Source organism: Nitratireductor sp. ATLC21, from assembly GCF_057196525.1.
The window spans coordinates 1-21516 of the sequence record NZ_JBXUOU010000002.1; the positions used below are offsets into that span (position 1 = coordinate 1).

General features: G+C 59.2%; 22 protein-coding genes, 1 tRNA gene and 1 pseudogene. 15 read left to right on the forward strand and 9 right to left on the reverse strand.

What is annotated here, in order from left to right; all coding sequences use genetic code 11:
• Window positions 1-33: 33 nt before the first annotated feature.
• From AC2CHD_RS07735 to AC2CHD_RS07745, 3 genes are all read left to right on the forward strand, one after another.
• Window positions 34-110 (forward strand) — tRNA-Met (locus tag AC2CHD_RS07735).
• A 10-nt stretch (window positions 111-120) separates the two neighbouring features.
• On the forward strand, window positions 121-258 hold the full coding sequence (locus AC2CHD_RS07740; protein WP_484553247.1) for a hypothetical protein: 138 nt from the start codon (window positions 121-123) through the stop codon (window positions 256-258).
• A gap of 99 nt (window positions 259-357) precedes the next feature.
• A complete protein-coding gene (locus AC2CHD_RS07745) occupies window positions 358-642 on the forward strand; it encodes a hypothetical protein (RefSeq protein ID WP_484553248.1) in 285 nt (94 codons plus the stop codon).
• 45 nt (window positions 643-687) lie between these two features.
• Here the strand turns inward: AC2CHD_RS07745 and AC2CHD_RS07750 are convergent.
• A pseudogene (locus AC2CHD_RS07750) lies at window positions 688-1719 on the reverse strand (recombinase family protein); the annotation flags it as partial.
• A gap of 259 nt (window positions 1720-1978) precedes the next feature.
• Window positions 1979-2170, reverse strand: a complete 192-nt coding sequence (locus AC2CHD_RS07755; RefSeq protein ID WP_484553249.1) for a hypothetical protein — start codon at window positions 2168-2170, stop codon at window positions 1979-1981.
• 286 nt (window positions 2171-2456) lie between these two features.
• Between AC2CHD_RS07755 and AC2CHD_RS07760 the strand changes: the two genes are divergently transcribed.
• From AC2CHD_RS07760 to AC2CHD_RS07780, 5 genes are all read left to right on the forward strand, one after another.
• Entirely contained in the window at window positions 2457-2696 is a 240-nt protein-coding gene (locus tag AC2CHD_RS07760) for a hypothetical protein (RefSeq protein ID WP_484553250.1), read from the forward strand.
• Between the two features lie 28 nt (window positions 2697-2724).
• Window positions 2725-2961 (forward strand): dCTP deaminase/dUTPase family protein, encoded by a 237-nt coding sequence (locus tag AC2CHD_RS07765; protein ID WP_484553251.1) that lies wholly within the window; start codon window positions 2725-2727, stop codon window positions 2959-2961.
• A gap of 46 nt (window positions 2962-3007) precedes the next feature.
• Entirely contained in the window at window positions 3008-4186 is a 1179-nt protein-coding gene (locus AC2CHD_RS07770; RefSeq protein ID WP_484553252.1) for a tyrosine-type recombinase/integrase, read from the forward strand.
• A 621-nt stretch (window positions 4187-4807) separates the two neighbouring features.
• Window positions 4808-5056 carry a helix-turn-helix domain-containing protein gene (locus AC2CHD_RS07775; protein ID WP_484553253.1) on the forward strand — a complete coding sequence of 83 codons (249 nt, stop codon included), beginning with the start codon at window positions 4808-4810 and terminating at the stop codon, window positions 5054-5056.
• Between the two features lies 1 nt (window position 5057).
• On the forward strand, window positions 5058-6398 hold the full coding sequence (locus AC2CHD_RS07780) for a type II toxin-antitoxin system HipA family toxin (protein WP_484553254.1): 1341 nt from the start codon (window positions 5058-5060) through the stop codon (window positions 6396-6398).
• A gap of 110 nt (window positions 6399-6508) precedes the next feature.
• On the opposite strand, the gene AC2CHD_RS07785 is transcribed toward AC2CHD_RS07780, so the two are convergent.
• The gene (locus AC2CHD_RS07785) at window positions 6509-8125 is read right to left on the reverse strand and encodes a hypothetical protein (RefSeq protein WP_484553255.1); all 1617 of its coding nucleotides are present in this window, start codon (window positions 8123-8125) and stop codon (window positions 6509-6511) included.
• The gene (locus AC2CHD_RS07790) at window positions 8092-10587 is read right to left on the reverse strand and encodes a hypothetical protein (RefSeq protein ID WP_484553256.1); all 2496 of its coding nucleotides are present in this window, start codon (window positions 10585-10587) and stop codon (window positions 8092-8094) included. Before AC2CHD_RS07790 ends, AC2CHD_RS07785 begins: the two co-directional genes overlap by 34 nt.
• Before the next feature lie 771 nt (window positions 10588-11358).
• Between AC2CHD_RS07790 and AC2CHD_RS07795 the strand changes: the two genes are divergently transcribed.
• The gene (locus AC2CHD_RS07795; protein WP_484553257.1) at window positions 11359-12258 is read left to right on the forward strand and encodes an ArdC family protein; all 900 of its coding nucleotides are present in this window, start codon (window positions 11359-11361) and stop codon (window positions 12256-12258) included.
• 287 nt (window positions 12259-12545) lie between these two features.
• Here AC2CHD_RS07795 and AC2CHD_RS07800 read toward each other — a convergent pair whose 3' ends face one another.
• Window positions 12546-13277 (reverse strand): hypothetical protein, encoded by a 732-nt coding sequence (locus AC2CHD_RS07800; protein ID WP_484553258.1) that lies wholly within the window; start codon window positions 13275-13277, stop codon window positions 12546-12548.
• 108 nt (window positions 13278-13385) lie between these two features.
• Between AC2CHD_RS07800 and AC2CHD_RS07805 the strand changes: the two genes are divergently transcribed.
• Both AC2CHD_RS07805 and AC2CHD_RS07810 read left to right on the forward strand, forming a co-directional pair.
• Window positions 13386-14240 carry a hypothetical protein gene (locus AC2CHD_RS07805; RefSeq protein WP_484553259.1) on the forward strand — a complete coding sequence of 285 codons (855 nt, stop codon included), beginning with the start codon at window positions 13386-13388 and terminating at the stop codon, window positions 14238-14240.
• Window positions 14233-14610 carry an ankyrin repeat domain-containing protein gene (locus AC2CHD_RS07810; RefSeq protein ID WP_484553260.1) on the forward strand — a complete coding sequence of 126 codons (378 nt, stop codon included), beginning with the start codon at window positions 14233-14235 and terminating at the stop codon, window positions 14608-14610. Before AC2CHD_RS07805 ends, AC2CHD_RS07810 begins: the two co-directional genes overlap by 8 nt.
• Here the strand turns inward: AC2CHD_RS07810 and AC2CHD_RS07815 are convergent.
• Both AC2CHD_RS07815 and AC2CHD_RS07820 read right to left on the reverse strand, forming a co-directional pair.
• Entirely contained in the window at window positions 14589-16091 is a 1503-nt protein-coding gene (locus AC2CHD_RS07815) for a type IV secretory system conjugative DNA transfer family protein (RefSeq protein ID WP_484553261.1), read from the reverse strand. The genes AC2CHD_RS07810 and AC2CHD_RS07815 overlap by 22 nt on opposite strands.
• 17 nt (window positions 16092-16108) lie before the next feature.
• On the reverse strand, window positions 16109-16519 hold the full coding sequence (locus AC2CHD_RS07820; RefSeq protein WP_484553262.1) for a hypothetical protein: 411 nt from the start codon (window positions 16517-16519) through the stop codon (window positions 16109-16111).
• Between the two features lie 480 nt (window positions 16520-16999).
• On the opposite strand from AC2CHD_RS07820, the gene AC2CHD_RS07825 reads away from it, so the two are divergent.
• Complete coding sequence (locus AC2CHD_RS07825; protein ID WP_484553263.1) at window positions 17000-17245, forward strand: hypothetical protein; 246 nt, start codon at window positions 17000-17002, stop codon at window positions 17243-17245.
• Between the two features lie 176 nt (window positions 17246-17421).
• Here the strand turns inward: AC2CHD_RS07825 and AC2CHD_RS07830 are convergent, their stop codons facing one another.
• Window positions 17422-17598, reverse strand: a complete 177-nt coding sequence (locus AC2CHD_RS07830) for a hypothetical protein (protein ID WP_484554255.1) — start codon at window positions 17596-17598, stop codon at window positions 17422-17424.
• On the opposite strand from AC2CHD_RS07830, the gene AC2CHD_RS07835 reads away from it, so the two are divergent.
• Window positions 17587-17814, forward strand: coding sequence for a thermonuclease family protein (locus AC2CHD_RS07835; RefSeq protein ID WP_484554207.1), 228 nt, complete (start codon window positions 17587-17589; stop codon window positions 17812-17814). The two genes, AC2CHD_RS07830 and AC2CHD_RS07835, sit on opposite strands and share 12 nt — an antisense overlap.
• An 18-nt stretch (window positions 17815-17832) precedes the next feature.
• Here the strand turns inward: AC2CHD_RS07835 and AC2CHD_RS07840 are convergent, their stop codons facing one another.
• On the reverse strand, window positions 17833-18528 hold the full coding sequence (locus tag AC2CHD_RS07840; RefSeq protein ID WP_484553264.1) for a SprT-like domain-containing protein: 696 nt from the start codon (window positions 18526-18528) through the stop codon (window positions 17833-17835).
• Window positions 18529-19224: 696 nt separating this feature from the next.
• On the opposite strand from AC2CHD_RS07840, the gene AC2CHD_RS07845 reads away from it, so the two are divergent.
• Window positions 19225-19560 (forward strand): hypothetical protein, encoded by a 336-nt coding sequence (locus AC2CHD_RS07845; RefSeq protein ID WP_484553265.1) that lies wholly within the window; start codon window positions 19225-19227, stop codon window positions 19558-19560.
• Entirely contained in the window at window positions 19557-21401 is a 1845-nt protein-coding gene (locus tag AC2CHD_RS07850) for a relaxase/mobilization nuclease domain-containing protein (RefSeq protein ID WP_484553266.1), read from the forward strand. Before AC2CHD_RS07845 ends, AC2CHD_RS07850 begins: the two co-directional genes overlap by 4 nt.
• Window positions 21402-21516: the final 115 nt, after the last annotated feature.

A 21516-nucleotide genomic window follows, 5' to 3' on the forward strand; every position in this document is an offset into this window, starting at 1 on the left:
ATGAAAACAGGCAAGAAAACGCAAATAAGTTGACGCGGGGTGGAGCAGCCCGGTAGCTCGTCAGGCTCATAACCTGAAGGTCGCAGGTTCAAATCCTGCCCCCGCAACCAATTTTGTGACTTGTACGCAGGCGTCGTTCTCATCGAGCGGCGCTTTTGCGTTTGTGGCGAAGCTCAGGATGCCGGCGATATGGCCTTCAAGGGCAATCTCCAGTTTCTTGCCGGCCGTGTCCGGGGTGAGGGTAACCCGGTCGATTAGTTGTCGGATGATTTCGACAGCTTGAGGACGCCGCTCCTCGTTTGTGAGTGCGGGGCGTAGTGTAGCGATCTTTTCCCGGTAGTAGCCCGCCATGTTGGGATGGATGCGGATCTTGTCTTCCAATTCGTTGCTGAGCTTGGCTTCCAGCTTCTCCTTCTCCGCCTCCAGTTCCGCCATCTTCTCCTTCACCCGGCTTGCCGGGACGCCATCCATGATTGCCCGGACGAGCCGGTCGAGTTCCTGATCGATCTTGCTGAGCCTGCTCCTGTCCCCTTCGCGCTGCGCGGAGCGTTGCCCGTGGAGCCGGTTCATCGCGCGCGCATATTCTTCGCAGAAGATTTTGGTCAGGCGCTCATCCATCAGTCGATGCTGGAGAGCATTTAAAATCGTGTCTTCCAGATCAGCGCGGCGCATCGTCAGCTTATTGGCGCAGGTCCCTTTGTTCCTGGCGTTGGCGCAGCCGATATACACCTTGTTGAAATTGACGAAGCCACCGCCGCAACAGCCACACTGCATCAGACCCGTCAGGAGATAGCGCGGGCGTTTGCGGTCCCAGAATTTGGGGGCGAACTTGCCGCTGTCACTGGCATCGAGCGCTATCTGCCGCTGCTTGGCCCGGTTCCACAGCTCTTGTGGGATGAGGCGAAGCTCCGGTACCTCACGAATGAGCCATTGCTCTTCCGGGTTCAGGCGCGAGACGCGCTTGCCGGTGGAGGGATCTTTGATATAGCGCAGGCGGTTCCAGACGAGGCGGCCGATATAGAGCTCGTTGTTCAGGATGCCCGTACCGCGCTGACGGTTGCCATGGATCGTGCTGGGTCCCCAGCCTTTGCCGGCGGGTGCCGGCACTTGCTCGGCATTGAGTTGCTTTGCGATGGCGCGTGGAGAGATGCCATTGGCGTACTCGGTGAAGATGCGGGTAACGATAGCCGCCTGCTGTGCGTTGATGCGTCGATCGCCCCTGATGGGTTCGCCGTCGGCCGTGAAGCGCTTGACGACGTCATAGCCGTAGCTATTGCCGCCGCCGGACTTGCCGGCCAGAACGCGTCCGCTGAGCCCGCGGCGGGTTTTATCAGCAAGGTCCTTGATGAAGAGCGCGTTCATCGTGCCCTTGAGGCCAATATGCAGCTCTGAAATCTCACCTTCGGCAAGCGTCAAAATGCGCACCCCGGCAAAGCTCAGCTGATTGAAGATCGCGGCAATGTCTGCCTGGTTGCGTGAGAGGCGATCGAGCGCTTCGGCGACGACCAGGTTGAACCGCCCTTCGCGCGCGTCCTTTAGAAGAGCTTGCACGCCCGGCCGCATGAGGCTGGCGCCGGAAATCCCATGATCGCTATAGCATTGCAGCACGCTTGCGCCCTCGGAACGGGCGCGGGCTTCGCAAAGCCTGACCTGATCCTCGATCGAGGCTTCGCGCTGCATGTCGGTTGAATAGCGCGCATAGATGACGGCATTGCTCATCGGGAATCCTTTGTGCCGCCATCGCGGCGGCAATGATTGTCCGAAATCTTCTGGAATGCCTCATAATCCGCTTCAGCGCAGCTTTGCGCAAGATCGCGGACGAACATTTCGAGCAACTGGTCCAATGTGACCCGCTCCGCCGGTTTGACTGATGTATGCGCTGGCTTTGTCATCAAGGAATGGTGAGCCCATACGCAGCAGGCAAACCGCGCGGAAAGCACGCGGAAAACCGGCCCGCGCAAGCGCGGTCCGGTTGGCGCTAGAAGCGTGGCTGCATTGCCAGCTTGCAGCGGATCATTCGCTGTATGGCATGCAGATCAGCCAGCAGCTGCCCGTAGGCCGTGCTGTCGGTAGGCGTTTGCGCCAAGTCGCGCTGCAGGCAGGCGTGCAGGTGGTAGAGCTCCGCCAGGGAACGAAACGGCAGGTCAGCCGGCGTGAAGTGTTCGGACATGGTCCTCTCCTTTCAGTGCGGCCCCGCCCATCGGGGCCTTGCCGGCTCCCCGCAATCATCATCCGGAAGAAGGTCCGGTGGCGGGACGGGCTGAAAGGAAGCGACCTGTGATTACGATCGCGGCTGGGTTGTGTTGGGGAATTCTGGCGCTCGAATCCTAACGGCGGCCCATAGTGCATCTGCCGCAAAGCCTAGGGTTTCTGCGGGCTCCAGGGGTGCCTTTGTTGCTGGGAGTCACAAAAGTGCGGTATACTTAAAGTATTCGGAGACAGATTATGGTATTACTATGCAATTACGTTTTACGGGTGAATTGACGTTTGCCGAGTTGCGGCAGGCCATTTTTGAAGCTCTTCATGAAATCGAGGAAGATTTTGGTATCCGCCATTCGCGCGGATTGGTGATGTACATCAATCCGACTGACGGGAACGGCGCGCCGGTCGTTCCGCGGAACGCCGGCGGCAGTGCGGTGACGAAGGTGACCAAACGCGGTCCCTACAACTGTGCGGCGGACCACTATACGCTCTGATTTGACTGGCTTTTTAGGGAGGTTGGGCATGAAACTGCCTCCACAATATATCGGCGTGGAACAGGCACGTCAGGTGCTGGCAAATATGGGGGTGGAGTTGACCCTTCGCCAAATCCGACGTGCGGCTGAAAAGGATGCGCAGGGGCGCAGGAGGCTTCCGTTCTTTGTCGATCCCATAGACGGTACGCTGAGAATCGAAAAAGGGACCCTCGTGCGTATCTATAACGATTTACAGATGGAAGCGGAGAATAACTCGGTTTTGTGAGTTTGTACTTGCTTCATGATTCGCATTATTGGATGATTCTTGGATCATGGCAGACATAAGGAAAAGAAAAGGGACAACGGGCCCCAGTTGGCAGGTGCGTTATCATGACCCGGCGAGCGGGAAGGCGCGCTATAAAAGTTTCGCCCGGCGCAAAGACGCGGACGCGTTTCTCTCGACGTTGGGACGTTCTGATTTCGTGCATGACCGGGACACCATTAGCCTCAGCGAAGCGGCTGAGCGTTGGTTGAAGGTCTGTGAGACCACCGGGCGCAAAGGGCGCGAGCCGGTCGAAGCGTCAACCCTGCGCAAATATCAGGAACATGCGGATATTATTCAGGAGTTTATCGGCGGTCGGCGCCTGAACACACTGACACCCGTAATCTGCGATCAGTTCAGGGACGAGTTGCTGGCGCGCTACTCGCGCAAGTACGCGAAGAAGATCCTGACCTCATTCAAATCCATCCTCTCCCAGGCGCGCAGCGATGGCCATCTTCGGCATGATCCGGCGGAGAACACGGCTATTCTCATCTCGCAGCGTCACGAGAAGAAGGAAAGCATGGCCATTCCTAATCTCGCCGAAGTGCGGAAGCTCCTGACGAAGGCGCAGGAGCTGCGCAAGGGCCACAATCAATCCATGGCCAAAGCCTGGCGCCGCTATGCCCCGTTCTTCCTGGTGCTAGCCTATTCCGGCATGCGCCCCTGCGAGGTTATCGGGCTACCATGGAGAGATGTCGATTTCGACGAGGGCACCATCACCGTGACACAAGACGCCACGGAGACAGGGGAGATCGGTTTACCAAAATCGGCATCGGCCTACCGGACTATTCCTATGCCGGATATCGTTATGGATGCACTGCGCAGTTGGAAGCCTTTTTGCCCGGAAGGTGAACTGGGGCTCGTATTCCCGAACGGGAATGGCGGGGTCGAAAGTCACGCCAATATCACCAATCGTGGCTGGTACGTGCTTCAGAGGAAATGCGGCATTGTCGATGCGAACAACAAGCCGAGATATCCTTTGAAGTCACTGCGCCACGTGCGGGCGTCGCTGGAAATCCACAACGGCGCGACGGCGAAGGAAATTCAGTCGCTGATGGGACACGCCAGCGTCAAGATCACGTTTGACGTCTACGGGCATCTGTTCATCGATCATCATGATCAACGTGCTGAGCGTGCCAACTTGATCGCTAGTCAATTATCTGAAGCCGCACCGATGGCGGCGGAATAAACGAGTAAAGTGGAGAAAATTTCGCGACAAAAACGAGAATCTCCCCTTATCACCAGTTTCTGTGTGGCAAATATGTGGCGGCGGGAGAAAGACAGAAATATTATTCAAGAATAACAGTGGTTTACACAAGATCGTTCGGGGATTGAAAATCCCCGTGTCGGCGGTTCGATTCCGTCCCTGGGCACCACTTTAAAATCAATCACTTAGCGGTCATTTTCATTCACATAATCAGGAAAATTCGCCACATTTGGCGTCCTTTTTGAACCCGCTGTAACCCGCAGAAACCCTCGATTCTCCGCCTCGACCCGTTTCTGCCTGTGGCGAATATGTGGCAAGGCCATGTGAAAAGTGCGGGTATTATGCCCTTCTTCAGAGCCGATTCTACGACGCCAGACAGCCAGCTTCTGGAAAGCTATCGAGGTATTTGAACTGGGATGGGTCTGGTGAGCGCTGCAGGCGCACTTTCACATAATTGCGCTTGTGCGGGCTGAAATAGCCTCTATTCCCCACGGGGTATATTAACGACTTATACCCCGAAAGGGATAATTCTTTGTTATACCCTGGAAGGCATATTGCATTTTAATCCCCTGCAGGGTATAATCCGGATCAGGGAGCACACACATGCAAATGGTTCGATCCGCAAGGCAACTCGGTACCCTTATTCACAACGAGCGCGTTCGGCGCAATCTTTCGCAGCAGGAGCTCGCCGATCTTGCGGGCACGGGGCAAAAGACGGTTTCCCATGTTGAGAACGGGAAAGAGGGGACGAAGCTCGAAACGATCTTCGGATTGCTTGCAGCTCTCGATCTTGAAATTCAGCTGGCGCCGCGCCGCACGGGCTCCGAAAAATCAATAGGCGACATATTCTGATATGGCGCGCCGCAAAACACATACCCCCCTGAACGTGCTCATCAACAACCGGCTGGTAGGTCGGCTGGAGAAAGAGCCGAGTGGCGCCATCGCCTTCCAGTACGATGCAGACTGGCTGGCTTGGGAGCATAGCTTTGCGGTCTCACTTTCACTTCCCCTGCGCAAGGCCACACACCGCGGAGAGCCGGTTGTGGCGGTGTTTGACAACCTGCTGCCCGACAACGTGAATGTCAGGCGCAGGGTCGCCGAGCGTACCGGTGCGGCAGGAACAGATGCCTACAGCCTGCTGGAGCAGATCGGCCGCGACTGCGTCGGCGCGATGCAATTTCTACCGTATGACGCGCCGCCCGATACGGGTCAGGAAATACGTGGCGAGCCGGTCTCCGATACTGAAATCGAGAAGATACTGGCGAACCTTGGCGGTACGCCGCTCGGCATCGATCCAGAGCATGAATTCCGGATATCGGTTGCGGGCGCGCAGGAGAAGACGGCGCTGCTTTTCCATGAAGGGCAGTGGATGCGCCCCCTAGGGACAACGCCCACCACCCACATCCTCAAGCCGCAAATAGGTGAAATCCCCACTGCGTTCGGCGTTATCGACATGGCGGCGAGCGTCGACAACGAGCATTACTGCCTCAAGCTCATGGAAGCTTTCGGGCTACCCGTCAATCAGACGGAAGTGGTTACGTTCGGCGAACGCCGTGTTCTGGTCGTGGAGCGCTTCGACCGTCAGTGGCTGCCAGACGGTCGCTTGCTTCGGCTACCGCAGGAGGATTTCTGTCAGGCGCTCGGCGTCCCACCTTCACGCAAATACCAGGCGAATGCCGGCGACCTCAATGGACCGGGCATCGTTGATATCGTCTCCCTGCTGCGAGCCAGCGACGAACCGGCACGTGATCAAGCAGACTTCTTTAAAAGCCAGATCATCTTCTGGCTGATTGGCGCGACCGACGGTCACGCGAAAAACTTCAGCATCTTCCTGAGACCGGGCGGAGGTTTTCAGCTCACCCCGTTCTATGACGTGCTGTCAGCGCAGCCTGCCTTTGATGCGCACCAGATTCCGCACGGCAAATACAAGATGGCCATGTCAGTTGGCCGGAACCGCAGATACCGCATCGTTGATATAGTCGGGCGGCACTTTGTCCAGACGGGAAAGGAGGCGAGCATTGGACCTGCCATCATGAAACGGGTGATTACCGAGGTGTTAGAGGCTACCGAAGCGGCGCCCGACCTGGCGCTCGCCCAGATGCCGGGTGACTTTGCCGAGGGCGTCCATTCAAGCGTCAGGGCAGCCATCTCCTCGCGCGTGCGGTTGCTCGAAGCAGCGCTCTCTGAGATGTAATATACGTTCCCTCCAACTCACACGATCCACTGACAGGCTGTAGGCCCGATGCAGTTAGTGATAGCGTCAAAGTGAAACGCTCGAAACTCCGTTAGCCTGGTGGACCACGGTCAGGCTGACACCGCGTAAAACTGGTCTTCCGTCTTGCTAAGAATCCCACAGCCTGCGGCGAGGGAAAGCAGGGTTGGCAGGCGATCCTCCGTGACGTTCGGGGTCCAGGGCGCGTTAACCAAGGAACAGAGCCCCGATTCCTCAATCGCAAGGCGCAGCCGCTGATTTGCGCCGTCAAACCGATTAACTGCAGTCGCGAAATGCTGGCTGATGGTCATCGTCTCCAGCAGGAACTTGAATGCTTCGCGCAGAGGCGTTTCACCAAGCTTCAGCAGCCGCTTGCGGAGATGGAATAGCGATATTCGAGATGAACCGCCTAACCGAAGTTCAGGCACGTCCTCAGGCAAGCATCCGGCAAATGCGGCGCAAAGCAAGGCACCCTGCATGCAAAACATCGCCGACCGGGATTCCTGCCGTCCTGAAGTAGTCGCGATTTCTCCGATGAGAGAGAAGAGCGACGGAATCGCGCCAGCGCGGCATTGTTCGATGAAGCCCCCAAGGGAATCGAATTGTTCATCCAGCAGGCCAATCGCTGCAGCCAGGTTTTGCGCTTCCTTAAGCGGGTTTTCGTCGACCTGCCATTCGCGCAGTAAGTCGTCCGCAAGCGCTTCCATGTCGCTTCGGTGATCGTTGAGAATCCGCGCTTCACACCAGGAAAGCAGATTCTCTAAAGCATACCGCTGCAGCTGTCGCACCTGCAGCGTGACCCACTTCTGATGAGCCTCGGCGAGATTGTCAGGGACCTTGTAAACGTCGCCACCCTCCGTCTGCGAGAAGAACATTCCCCGCCGTATGGCATCCGCTGACAGCGGCGTGCCTGTGACATCGATGTGGAGCCGGGCGAGTGCTAGTGTGCTGCTTCGCTTGCCAATCAGCGAGCTGTAGTCTCCGACGGCTGCCTCGGAGAACAATGCGCTTCGAAAAGCTCTCTGCTCGTCTTCGCTAGTGACATCTGGGCTCCACAGCTCCCATAGCGCCAGGGCATCCTCCTCGCTTGCCACGACTGGTTCGAGGGCGCCCAGCAGCCTGTCGTAGAGCGCCTGGTTTGCCCGAAGAAGCCTATCGAGTGCCTTTGCAAGGTCAATACCTCGCTCAACTGTTCGATAAAATTCCGCTCTACGGGGAACCGGCAGAAGGAAGCCCAAGCCAGTAACCGCCTTAGCAGCCGGACCATACCAAAGGGCGGCAATGAGACTGGTACTGCTTTGCACGCGGTGCCAATCGGCAAAAGTTAAGGGGTGCGGCCCGTTTCCCGCCGGCGGTTCGGCCTGCTTCCCTGGGATGCCGGGATAGTTCACCAAACGAGCGCCCCAGGTGAAGAGAACCTCAATTCGCTCACGGAAAGCCGTGAGGTCCTTGTTGCTGGGATCAGCAATGTTCGCTTCCTCGCACAACCCATGAAACTTCCAGAATATCCAGCACAACAATGAGAACGGTCGAATGTGCTGCGTTACGTTGTTGGTTGAAGGGATGAGATCAGCCATCATGTCGAGGTTGGGCTGGCGCAGGCCCAAGAAATCCACGCCATTGTTTGCGCCGGAACGCGGCGGCAGGAAGAAAGCGGATGCGGGAAGGACAATTGTCATGGCGTCGTGTTCACCGTAAATTTCTTGCATTGTATGCAGAAGCCGATCCTCTGAGAGTCGAACTGAGCTGCCTCTTGCACGGCAAATTGCATCCAGTCGAAGGCGCATGCCCTGTAACCAGGTGGTGCACGTCTGACCCGTCTTTCCGGGTGCGGCGCCTGTAATTTTTCCAAGAGCCGCTGACCGAGCGGTGTTTGAAAGACTTCCCAATCGGACGGCACTGCCTTACCGCTTAGTGCCAGTGTCAGCGCGTCCTCCAGTTGCTGCCGCCTTGTGCGTGTTTCCAGGATCTCTGTTAGGACGAAGTTTAAATCAACATCGTCGCTGTCGGCCAATAGGCCTCCCGCGAACCCGGCATGCGGGTCTGACACAAGGCATGATTTTGCATATTCCTTGTCAACGGAGCCTTCGAAAAAGCGCTCCAGAGAATCGTGCAACTCCATGGCAGTAGCACTCTGCCTCGTTACAAGGGTCTCCAGAATATACAGGATCGCTGCGGCGGTGATGACATGCTGCTGAAGTGCGGATTTGTTTTGGGTATCAGCTCGACTCAAGCGGCAGGCCTTGTGGAACCAGGCGGTCAGAAATTCAAACGCGCCGTCTTTGTCGTCTAGACGGTACAGCCTCATGGCCATACTCACTTCGAGCAGCATTGATAGAAGGCCATCACGTACGCTGGGACGACCACTGGCATTCTTGATCATGTCTTCGATGGCATCCTCGAAATCCATCAGCCCAAGGCTTTCAGCAACCTGCTCGGGTGTGCGCGTGTCGCTCCCCTCAGGATTATCATCTTCCCGATCAACAGCGCTGCGGTTTTCGGCGGCTTTCTGGCGCTGCTTTCCGTGTCCTAAGAGAATACGCCGCAGTTGCGCCATGGCGGCGTTGAATTGATCGTCAACAGCCTGACCGGTCATTCCCAAAGGCCTCGCCACGCCGTCGATTTTTTCTATTGGCGCGAGTTGATCAAGACTGACGGTTATCAATGCTTCAGCTGCGGTGCTATCTCCTTCGGTGCCGCTGTGGGCCGAAATAGGGAGGTTAAACAATCGCAGGTGCTGCTCGGCTTGATTGCTAAGGTAATCAAGAAGCGCTTGAATATCGTCATCCGATGCCTCTCGGCGCATCAGCCGGCTAAGGGCCCCCGCAGTAAGCCGTCTGCGAGCGCTCATGCCGAGCAGCATGTCGTTATGCACCCAGCCCCGCGCTTGCCGGACGCCCATGGTCAACAAGACTTGCAGTGCCGGGATTTGAGAAAGTGCTTCAAGAAACGCCGCCTGGAGGTCAAAACGGCCGTCGGCGCCGACAGTTAAATCATGAGAAAAGGTGTCTCCGTCGGAGGTCACTAGTCGCAAATGCCATAGTCCCTCCGGCGGCTGCAAAGATATGATTTGCCCGCGCAAACGATCGGGCTCGGCACGATCAAAGCTCGCATAGACGAGCTCGTGGGAACCGAGACCTGAAGGAAATTGCGATTGTGCCTCGAAACTGGGTTCTGGCGTCGGCACCCATTCAATCGGGCGGCTGTCGGGGGGCAACAGTCTCAAGACACCGATCTCGACGTTGTCCGTGGTGGTGAGTGCCTTCCGGGTTGCGTTTATGCTGCCAGTGAGTAGGGCGCGGGCATTTTGATAGTCAAATTCGTACCATTTGGCATGGACGAAACGCTTGAACGGCTTTACCCGCTTCACCGGAGTAACTGGACGAGACCAAGTGGCTGCCGCAGAAAACGGAAATGGACTTTCCTTGCTAGCGGTGACTGCGACGGTTCCTCCGGAAGCGCCCATAGAGGAGGTCAGCTTCTCCACTGCGCTGCCGTCCGGGTCGTGGTAAGGCGACATGACGGTCACTTGCTGGCACGGGCCGAGCCCACCCAGCAGCGTTGGGAGCTGGTTCACCACGGGCTCCTCGACCGAGTGAACGAGCGTTGGTGCCATCTCATCGTTGAAACCACGCCGTGCTGCTAGCCGCGCTCGGGCCGCGAATTCATCTACCCAGTCCCGGCGTGCGAGAAGAATGTCCGGCCGCGATCCTATCGCTTCGAGGAAGGTCGCAAATTGCTCAAACGCGGTGGCAGCTCCGGACGGCATAAGCGCCTCAAAAACCTCGGCATTTCGACCGTGCCCGCCGAAGGTTAGATTGCCACTTCCGATCAACAGCAGATCGTCATCTTCACTGGCGAGGTAGATACATTTCCCGTGAAAGACTCCGTGGGGAAGCGCTGCCGGTATCAGCCGATATTCCTGGCCGATGTGGGCAGAACGGCGTTCCAGGAGCGATGATCGATAGCCCTCCGCGTCGCTGATAAGCCAGATGTCATCGCAGCCGACCCTAAGGAGGGGCCGCAACACTTCCGATTCGAAATAGCTCAGGCTAAGGGCGTAAGTGGTGAATAGCGCGTGCTTCCATGAGGCCGACTCCAAGAGTTCGGCAATTCTCGGCGCCGGTACATCTGTATCATGTTCGGCGAGCGATTTTTCCACCTGCCACATTTCGGCGTCCCCCTTGCCGTCTGAATGAGCTATTCGCCATCGTCACTCCGCAACCTCAAGCGACGAAACGAAGGATTGCTCAAGCTCTTAGGCATTTTCATCTGTTATCCCGAAGTGTTCCAACCGGTCCCTGATTAGTTGTTGCGCCTGCCCTAGTCCAATTACCAGATCGAGATGGTGTTACTTTACAAATCGTTTGGCAATTCGGTCTTGAACCTTTCTATTTATTGACTTCGCGAAGATGTATAAGCGCCCAATCAGTTGTATTACCTTAGAATTCCCCAGATTTGAAACGCTATCACAATCGCCGATTGCGTCTCCAGATTTTTGTTCGGCTTCTTGTGGGGTTCTGGCGCCGATAGACCGACCAAAGGCAACCAATCTTGAGCCTGATTTGGAGGGAGACTTCGTTTGCGACGTCCGTCTGCGTCGTATCCGAGGCAACAGCCCCTCACCACTCAGTCTGGCGGCAGGCGACATTCCTTGAGGCTCCCATCTTTCCCATAATCTCCTGCCGACACGCATTTACATGGGCGCCTTAGGCGCGCTTCCATTTCTTTTGATGGGGACCTGCGGTCCCCGGGCCGTCAAGACCAAGCCCTGCGCTGCGCTCCGGGCGCCGCCGGGGCGTTCCCCGGCCTTCCGCACTGCGTTTGTGCAGGCCGGGTGATCCCCCTTACCCCGGCGGCGGTCCTGACAGCCGCTCCCCCGCTCATTGCCGCGTGGCTAGTCGGGTTGCATGCGCAACCCACTAGACAAGGAAGAAAGGCAATGAAAACCGATATCTATCAACGAGTAACCGATCAGATCGTCACCGAACTGGAGAAGGGCCTGCGGCCGTGGCTGAAGCCTTGGAACGCCGAGCATGCCGCTGGGCGGATTTCCCGTCCGCTGCGCGCCAATGGCGTGCCCTATCAGGGGATCAATATCCTGATGCTCTGGGGCGCGGCGATGGATCGCGGTTTCGCGGCGCCGCTCTGGCTGACCTATAAGCAGGCGCAGGAGCTGGGCGGTCAGGTCCGAAAGGGCGAAAAGGGATCGCAGGTCGTTTATGCGAACACCATCACCCGCACCGAAACCAATGAGACCACCGGCGAGGATGAAGAGCAGAGAATTCCCTTCATGAAGGCTTATACCGTCTTCAATGCCGAGCAGGTTGAGGGGCTGCCCGCGCATTATTATGCCTTGGCGGAGCCGGTGCTTGATCCGGTGGCACGCAATGAACGCGCCGAACAATTCTTTGCCGCGACCGGTGCCGATATCCGCACGGGAGGCAATCAGGCCTATTACATGATCGGTGAAGATCGCGTGCAAATGCCACCTTTCGAGGCTTTCCGCGACGCAGAATCCTATTACGCCACCCTGGCGCACGAGATGACCCACTGGACCCGGCACAAGAGTCGGCTGGATCGAGATTTCGGCCGCAAGCGCTGGGGCGATGAGGGTTACGCCATGGAAGAGCTTGTCGCCGAACTGGGCGCGGCTTTCCTTGCGGCTGACCTCGACCTGACCCCGGAGACCCGGCCCGATCATGCCGCCTATATCGGATCGTGGCTGAAGGTTCTTAAGGACGATAAACGCGCTATCTTCAGCGCCGCCGCGCATGCGCAGCGCGCTGCGGACTATCTGCATGGGCTGCAGGAGGCCGAGACCGTCAGTGCTGCCGCTTAAGAAAAGGGCCGCCCGGGGCTTGCCCGGGCGGCTCAGCAGGCTGAAAATTTGCGGCGGGCGCCGCGGGCGCCCGCCGCATTTGGCACGGCCTCAAGCCGCCGCGCCAAAGAGAATGCATAGAAGGATCGCGAAAAGGATCAGCGATCCCAGTGAGGGTCGGCCGCTTCCTCCTGGAGAGGTCCTTCTCTGCCTGCTCAAATACTCCTGATACCCTTCATAGCCGGCACGTGTTCCCGGATTCCAACCGAGGCGCCCGGCCTCCCTTTGCCAATGCTCGTGCATGTTGCTCACTCCTCTATCGTTTGACGGTCAGTCCGCCAGGCATCAAAGCTGATGATGTTCGCGGGCAGGTCGCCGGGCTGCTGACCCCATTGATCGGCCGGGGAAAGAGCGGCGCTGCGGTTTTTCTTGAGCCGGCTTTCGACGACCTCGTCGACCGCCTGCAGCCGGTTGACGATGGCGAGCGCCACTTCGCGATCATAGACGCTCATCAGGGCATGCCGTTCGCCGAGCTGCTCCAGCACGATGATGAATGACCGCCCGTAATAGGGGTGGGGCATCACCGCGCGCCGCCCGATAGCCGCTTTCTGCCGCGCATATTCGTGACGCAGCTTTTCGTTCTCGGCCTTCGGATGCTGCACCAGAGCGAAACGGTGCGGCAGGTTTCGATCAAAACAGATCCACTGCCAGCCCTGCCGCACCGCGAAATGCCGTGCGTCGATCCGGAAGCTGCGCCGCTGCCGCATCCAACAGGACGCCTCCGTTCCGGCATAGCACCCGATGAAGAACGCGCCCGGCAGCGCGATCAGCCAATGGAACAGGCTCCCGTCTTCTACGATCAGAAGATTGACAGCTACGAACACGAACCAGACCCCGGTCAGGAAGGCGATCGCGTCGGCGATCTTCGCCCGTAATGGGGTAAGAGCCTTCGCGCGGATGTGGTAGACGGGTTGGCCATGCTCGTCGCGCGTTTCCGTGGTTTTGGGTTCGCCTTCAAAGAGCTTCCGGATCGTTTCCATTATCGCCGTCTCCGCTGTACTTGAGCTGATTGCTGAATGACTGCAGAGTACGGCCTGGTGAGCAGGCAGAACCGCGCGCTTTCCGCGCGTGTCCGAAACGGGGGAAAAATGGAGTTCAGCGATTTTGCGTTGCGGCGCCTGCGCGACCGGATGTTCGATTATCGCTATCGGGCGCGCATCAATGGGCGGGCGCGGACGTGGGCCAAGATCGCCGAGGACATTCTCTATTCCAAAGTCGTGACCGACGACTTCCTGGCCAGGAACGAAGAGGTGAGCTTGGCGGAAGCCCTGCGCCGCTTCGGATCAGGACAATCCGTCGTGCAGACAGAGCGGCTGCAGGTGCTGGCGGACTATCTGGAGAGCATCGGATATCTCGATCGTGACGAGCTGCAGGAAGCGGCACCGCCGCTACCGTTCCTGCGCGGCCTGTCAGAATTCTTTGATGAGTCAAAGATCGCGGCCAAGCTTCACAGCGATCCGATAGCAGGCGATTACCATGCCGCGCGCAATCGTCCGCGCGGCGGTGTCGTGTACCGTCATCTATCGATCGCTGCGCCGGTCGACGGCACGCAGACGGCTGTGCTCGCGAGCCACAACACCAACGCGCAGGCGCAGCACTATGATCGAGCCGCCCTGCATGCATTCCTCAAGAGCAACAGCCTGCGACGCATTACCGAAGATGCCTGGATCATCGATATCGATGGACGTCAGAAGGCGATCTTCCTGCGCGATCGGCTCTCCGGCGCGGGCCGCATGGAGATCTTGCTCTATGCAGAGAAGGAGCAGGGACGGAAGAGCCCCGTGGCGCTCTATGTACTGAAGCAGGATACGCTGATCGCACCGGATGACACGCTAACGACATCTGGCGGCACGCGCGAGGACAAAGCACCCGCAGAACTCATTGCCAGCTGGGCGCAGAGCAACTTCTGGCACTATGTCAGCCTGGAGCCCGTTCATGGCTAACCCGCCTAACAGCTTCAGGATGCGGACTCCGCAGACATTCCTGTTCGCGGTCAAGGAAGGGGATGTAGACAGCGTGCGCGAGCATCTCGATGGCGGATTCGATCAGATCAATTACGCCGAGCCCGAGACAGGCCTGACGGCGCTTCATTATGCTGCCGCCTATGATGCGCGCGCGGTACTGAAGCTGTTGATCGCGACCGGCAAATGCGACTACCACGCCCGCGATCGGAAGGGACGAACCGCCGCGACGCTGGCATTCGAGGTCGCTGACAATCCGGCGGTCGGCCGGCTTCTTTACAAGAAAATGGCACAGACTGCCGATGACCTGGCACCGCATCCAGGTTCGATTCAGCGTTCGAGAAACCGATAGAGCGGTCCGCTGCGGTCAAAGTACTCGACGCGCTGCAGGATCATGGGATGATACCCCGCCCAGATGACGAGCTGCCGCTTGAGCCGGTCGCTACGGGCAAATTGCCGCGCGACCTCCTCAGGTGTCAGAAGAGGGTGGAGCTCGATGCTCTGCGAGCGACCGGACAGCCCCGCTGCGCTCTGCTCCGGCCCGACTTCGCCGTCCCGCGTGACACTCACCGTCGTCTGCCCCAGGCGTTTCGACACATACTCCATCGTCATCAGATCATTATTGCCGAAGAACTGGAGGATGCCGGCATTGCCAGCGAAGGTCTCCCACCGGTCCCGATACAGCGCTTTGCCTTGACCCCAATCCTGCAGAAAGACCCAGAGCTTGACGTCAAATGAAGCGATCTGGCCCGCGGCGTCTTCGAGTTGGCGCATATGTCCCAGCACCGGAAACTCATCGAGGCACGCGAGCACCGGTGCCGGTGGCCGCGTCTTTTCTCGCTCCATCGCATCGAGGAGCTGATTGACGAACAGGCGCAGCCACCGGTTACACAACCCCATCCGGCTCGCGGGCAGGCAGAGATATACCGTCTTCGCGTGCCGCTTCAGGTCGCTCAGATCGAAATCATGGCCTGACAGCACGTCCCGCATCGCCTGGTAGTCAATGAACTTCGTATGGCGCCTTGCGGTCGACAAAACGCTGGCCCGTTCCTTGTCCGGCTTTTCATAGAATTCCCGCGCCGCGCTTTCGATCGCATTGGCAAGATCGGCCGTTGCCGGTTCACGCGCGCATATCTGCGCGTGGCGCAGCATCGCGCGCTCCAGCGCATAGAAATCCTCATCATCATCGTCGGCAAGCAAGGCATCGCGCAGCAAGGCCCGCATCGTCACCAGGGTTCGCCGTCCTTCAAATGCCGGCGCGGTCGCAACATGCAACAGCAGACCTTCGATCAGGTTTCGGGCGCTTTCATCCCAATGCGGGTCCTGCCCGGCAGGAACAACCAGCGCATCGGCGATCAATCCCGCATCTTCGATGACCGAGCGGCTCCTCGGATGCAGAACAGCCAGCGGATTGTAGCGTCGCCGATAAGGCGCGACGTGATCGCCGCAGACGCCGAAAGGGTCGAGCACGCAGACGTCCTGCCCCAGCGTGGCACGACGCGTCGCCGTCAGATTGGCAAGCTCGCCCTTCGGATCGAGCGCGAGCACACTGCCGGGATAGAAGAATAGGTTTGCGACAAGTGTCACCGACTTTCCGGTCCGCGATCCGGCACAGGTTAGGATATGCCGGTTGTCATCGATCCCAATCAGGCGATCGCCGATCGCGCCGATCATGATCTTACGTCCGGCCGCATCCGGATCATAGGCAAGAGGTGCGGCACCGATGATCGCCGCCGGATCGAGCCAGCGCGCCTGCGGTACCGTCTGTTCGCTCAGGAAGCGCGTGGAAACGCCGCGGGGAATATCACGCGTGAAATCGGTCAGGAAGGACATAGGCAGGCTCCCGTTTGTCAGCTGGAATCGCCGGTGCGCTCTGGATCGGGTTTGATGGAGACCCGGTCGTGCGGGTGCTGCGCCAGCTCTTCCATTAGAAAGCGCCAGACCGCCCACCAATGCCGCGCTTCTGACGCCAGCCCGTCCGGTTCGCATTCAACCGCGCGTGTCTCCGCTTCGGCGATCGGTAGATCGCATTCGGCTTCAAGCCTGCGGGCCGCGCGATAGACCGATTGGCTGACTTCGATCGTGACACCATGGGCGCGACCGTGTAGCCGGTATTGCTGCAGGACGTGGCGCACGAACTCATCGAAGGCTTCCCGGTAACACTCGTCGCCCGGTGCGGCTTCAATCTCTGCCCTGATCCATTCGACCAGGTCGTGCGGCACCATCAGCCGGATTTCAGTGTCGTTCACGGATCGCACCATCGGAGGCTCCCTTTGCTGAGGGGCGGATTGTGCCGCAACCTGAAAGGCCATTTCCGCGCACATTCCGCGCGGCGTTTCGGCAAGGTCAGCAATTGGGGGGGCGGAGCTAACGTCAGCCCCTCGCCATCTTCGACGATGTACGGGGCGACCGCAGGATCTTGTGGCCAGCTTACTCTGACATCCGTTCGTGCTCGTGGGCCGATCTGGCGTTGGTGGGCCGTTGGTTCGGTGGCGGATTGCGCCGGCTGTTCACCTTTTCGCCGTCAGTTCCCTCGACTGAGAACGCTTGAACCTGAGCGCGCGCGCCGGCGGATCAAGGCCTGACGCCCTGCGGGGGCCGTGCGGGTTTCCCCGTGTTTCGCTCGTGCCTCGCTGCAACGCGGGTGATCCCCCTCCCGCAAGGCCGCCATGATCCGCCGGCTCATCCGCCCGCTCTGACGGTCAGCGTGTCGAGGAAACAGACAACGAAAGGAGACCGCAATGACACGCAACACCGCACAGAACCGTAAGGCTCAAACCGAAGCGCGCAGCCCGGACCTCATCGCCTGGTACGTGGATGAAAGGGGAGAGAAGGCCTTCTGGACCCGCATCGGCGCCGCCTGGGATCATAAAGATGGTGAGGGTCTGACCCTGCAGCTCGATCTGATCCCTACCAATGGCGGCCGCATCGTCCTCCGGACGCCGGCGGAAGAGAAGGCGGAACAGCCCGAGGGGGTGGGCGCGTAAGCGCCCATTTCCGCAATTCTGGAAAACATAAAGAACGTGCGATTCCGCTGTGGCGCCTTTATCCTGAAGCTTTGTTGATGCCGGTATTAGCCGAAAGAGTTATGGGAAGGATCGTTCAGTTCAGAAAGAAGAAGCGTAAGACCTGGCGCGGAAACCGCCGCACCGCTCGCAATGCTCTATATGCCTTGCTCGCGGGCGCCGGTTTGTTTGTTATCGCTTTCACGGAACGCAAAATGGAGGGTGGCGCAGATATTGTGTGCAGCCAGCCTTACGTCATAGATGGCGATACCATTGACTGCGCGGGGACTCGAATAAGGCTCGCCGGCATCGACGCTCCAGAAATGCCCGGCCATTGTCGAGGAGGTCGCCGGTGCGTTCCGGGTGATCCGCACGCAGCCCGTGATGAACTGGTTGCGCTAACGCGTAGTCAGGTGACGTGCAGGCCCGTTGATACCGATGCGTACGGTCGAACGGTAGCGCGTTGCGCGGGCGAGCAGGGCGATCTTTCGTGCGCGATGGTCGAGCGTGGGGTTGCCGAAAGACGCTATGGACCGCTGGTCTGTTTCTAAACGCATCTTTTCTTCCGATCATGAGGACAGGGCATCCGGCCCGCGAGCAGCCATAGCGGTCATGTGAACACCGCATACCAATGTCGCGCCGTGCTTCGCCCACGCCTTCAGATCGCATTTCGGGCAACAATAGCGCACGCGCTTCCCGCTTTTGGTTGGTGTTTCCTCGCCGCCAGTGCCGTGGGCGCTATCTGCAGACGAGGCCGGCGCGTCGTGCCAGGTGATCAGGAAACCGCGGTCGACCAATCGCGCCGCCTCCTTCGCGAACAAGCCGTCGGGCGTGATGATCTGCGATACCGTCTCGCCGGTGGCCTTGCCATCCGGCGCGCCGTTATCAGTCGGCTGTAGACCGACTGCCAGCATCTTTGCTGCCCATTCGCGATTATGGTAGCGCCCGCGCCCCGGCAGGCCATGATGATGTTGCCAGAGATGAACCATCTCATGCACGAGAACGGCGAGAATATCCTCTACCCGCCGTTCGCGGAATGTGGCCGGGTTCAGGGCAATCTCATCAGCGGCCGCGCCTTCACGGTTGTGGAACCGATCGGCGACAAAGAAGCCAAAGCTGCCCTTGCGGCGCTGCAAAGTTATAAGCGCATTGGGAAGCGTACCGTCGAACAGCGTCCTGTTGAAATGCTCAAACGCCTGCTGGAAACGGCCGTAGGTGTCCCGCGTCGGTTTGCTGGAAGAATCGCGTGGAGAAATGAAATTCATAGAGCCGGCCTCCATTGGCGGGCTGCGCATTTTTGTGATGAGCATCGCAAAAATCGCGCATAAACCCGGTGATGACGGCCGTCATTTTCCGCGCGCGTTCACGTTCGTTTCCGCGTGAAATCCGCGTTGGGACGGAAAGTATTTGTAATGTACATCCCAATTATAGTATCAGTGTTTCTGCAGATACATTTCCATATCAACAATCTTCTCTGCTATATTGAATAGTAGGGGAAGAATTCCCATTAAAGAGCAGTACAAGGTGTGCGTGGTACTACCACGCCAACCTTGCCGGGGGGATTTCACATCCCCCGCGGACCCCCCAGTGGCAGGCGCTAAGGCGAATCCGTCCTGAGGGGACGTTTTGCACCCAAGCGCTGCAGTCAGCCGGGCAGCGCCACCGATGGTGCGCGGCTTGCGGGCATCGAGCCCGGCCCGGCTGAGGGCAACGTGTGCGGCGTTGCATCCCGCTCAGGGAGACGGCGGCTCTCCCTGAACCCATCGCGCAAAGGGCTTCCGCGCCCCTTGCAACCACGGCCAGGGCATCAGTGCCCTGGACCCGGCCGGTGTTGCGGCACCGGCTTCGCGCAAAGGGATGATGTCGGCTCTCCCTTTGCAATCCCATCGAGCAGGATGCGGTCCTGCAGCCGTCGGGGCGGATCGTGAATGAGCTGATGTTGAAGATGCGGATGAACGCCCATGACGGTGAAATCCGGACGCGAAGCGCCGATCTCCTATCGCCCGCCGGCCGCCCTGCGGGACGAGTTTCTGGCGCGCGTAGAAAAGTCCGGCCTGTCCGCGTCGGGCTACATCACCCAATGCATCTTCAATCACAACCCACCCCGGCAGGTGCGTCGGCCGCCTGTCGAGCGTCAGGAAGTCGCGCGTCTTTTAGCTGAAACCGCGCGCCTTCAGGACAGCCTTCTGGCTATCGCTGCAGCATCCGATGCTGACGCTGAATTGCTCGCCGAGGCTTGCCGGGACCTGCAGGAAATCCGCGCCGCCTGTCTGTCTGCCCTGGGGAGGAAACCATGATCCCCAAGGCCAGCCAGCGCGCTGGTGGGCAGGACCTCGCCACTCATTTGCTGAACGCCCACGACAATGAATTCGTGGAGGTGGCGGAAGTCCGCGGCGCGGTCGCGCGTGACCTGCATGGCGCCTTTGCGGAATGGGAAGCCATCGCGTCGGCCATGACCAATTGCCGGAATTACCTCTACAGCCTCTCGGTCAACCCGGACTGGTCCCAAGGCGGGCTCACGCGCGATCAATATCGCGATTATGCCGACCGTGTGGAGGAAGCCCTCGGTCTATCTGGACAGCCGCGCGCCATGATCTATCACATCAAGCACGGGCGCGAGCATTGCCACATCGTCTGGTCACGCATCGACGCGGTCGAAGGCAAAGCCATCCACCAGGCCTTCGACCATTCGAAGCTGATGATGGTCACGCGAGAGCTCGCCCGTGACCACGGCTTGAAGCTGCCCGAAGGCTATTATCGCGATATCGGTGAAGAGAACCGCCCGCAGCTTTCCCTTTATGAAAAGCAGCAGGAGCGCAATTGCGGCCTCACGAAGGAAGAGCGCATGGCGCATGTTACCGCTGCTTGGCGCCGCAGCGATACACCGCGTGCCTTCGTACGGGCGCTGGAGGATATGGGCTATATCCTCGCCACCGGGAAGCGCCCTTATGTGCTCGTCGACATGTACGGCAACATGAACGCGCTGCCAAAGCTCCTCGATGACCGCAGCATCCGCACCAAAGACGTGCGCGCCTTCCTCGAACACGACTATCCGCCAGAATCTCTGCCGGACGTCGAGGAGGCACGTGCACTGGTGCGTGCCCATCAGAAAGCCCGCGACAAGCATGTGGAGAAGCAGCGCGGAGATAAGGAGCGCGATGCGCTTAAAGCGATGCAGCAAGAACGGCGCGCCAAGGTCGAGGCCGAACGCGACGCGCTCTTCGCTCGCCAGCGCGACGAGAAAAAGCAACTTGTCAGCGATCAGCAGCGCGCGCAGCAGGCGCTCCGTCAGACCTATCTCGCCGAACGCAAGAGGGTCCGGGAGCAGCGGGCTGCCCATGCGCCCACCGGTCTCGCGGCGTTCCTGGGTCGCATTACCGGCGTCACCCATGCCATGAAGCAGTTGCAGCGCCGCCGGGACGCTCAACGCTACGCGGCCTTCGCTACGGAAAAGGGCGCTTTGCAGGAAAAGCATCTGGAGGCCGTGCGGGATCTCGACCACCGTCACAAGCTACAGTCTCTGGATATGGCGCGACAGGTACGTGCCCTCGACCAGATCGAAAGGCGCGAGCTCAAGAGCTTCGAGGAGATGCGCCAGGCGGAACAGCGCTACCTGCACTGGCGCGATCACGATCATATGCCGGCGCTCAATCTCCAGCTCAAACCCCGCGGTCGCGCTGCCGTCCCGTACAAGGCCAAAGACCGATACCGCAAACGTGAGCAAGAGATGACCGAGCGGCCCAAGCGCCCGCGCGGCATAGGCCCGATCACGCTTCAGGACCACTTCGCCCAGGCAGCCTATGCCGAGACCGACGACGACCGCACCGGCCGCGGCTCAGCTAGCGATGGCCTTCCGAAGCCAAAATGCTCGCGAAACCGCAAGCGCCGGCGCGGCCAGGAGCATGATGTTCCGGTCCTGCCCAATCCCAGTTTGGGCTCGGCCGAGCCAGCAGATCCTCATTGGACTCAGCGCCCACTTGGCGACACCTTCTGGGGTGTGGCCAAGGACGATGATGGTGTGATTAAGTCCGATGACGGTGGCGACGTCCTTCGACCGTCCCGGGCTAGCAGGCAGGGTAAGCGCGGTAGAGGCCGTCAACGCGGCGTCGACGAGAATGGACTCGACAGGGAACGATAGGGAACGTCCGTCCTACAGCTGGCGTACTGGGCCGATTTACGGAAACCGGGATCGTGACCGAACTCTCCCGCCTTCGACGGCTCAAGTTCTGGCCTGGGCAACTGTAGCGCAAGCG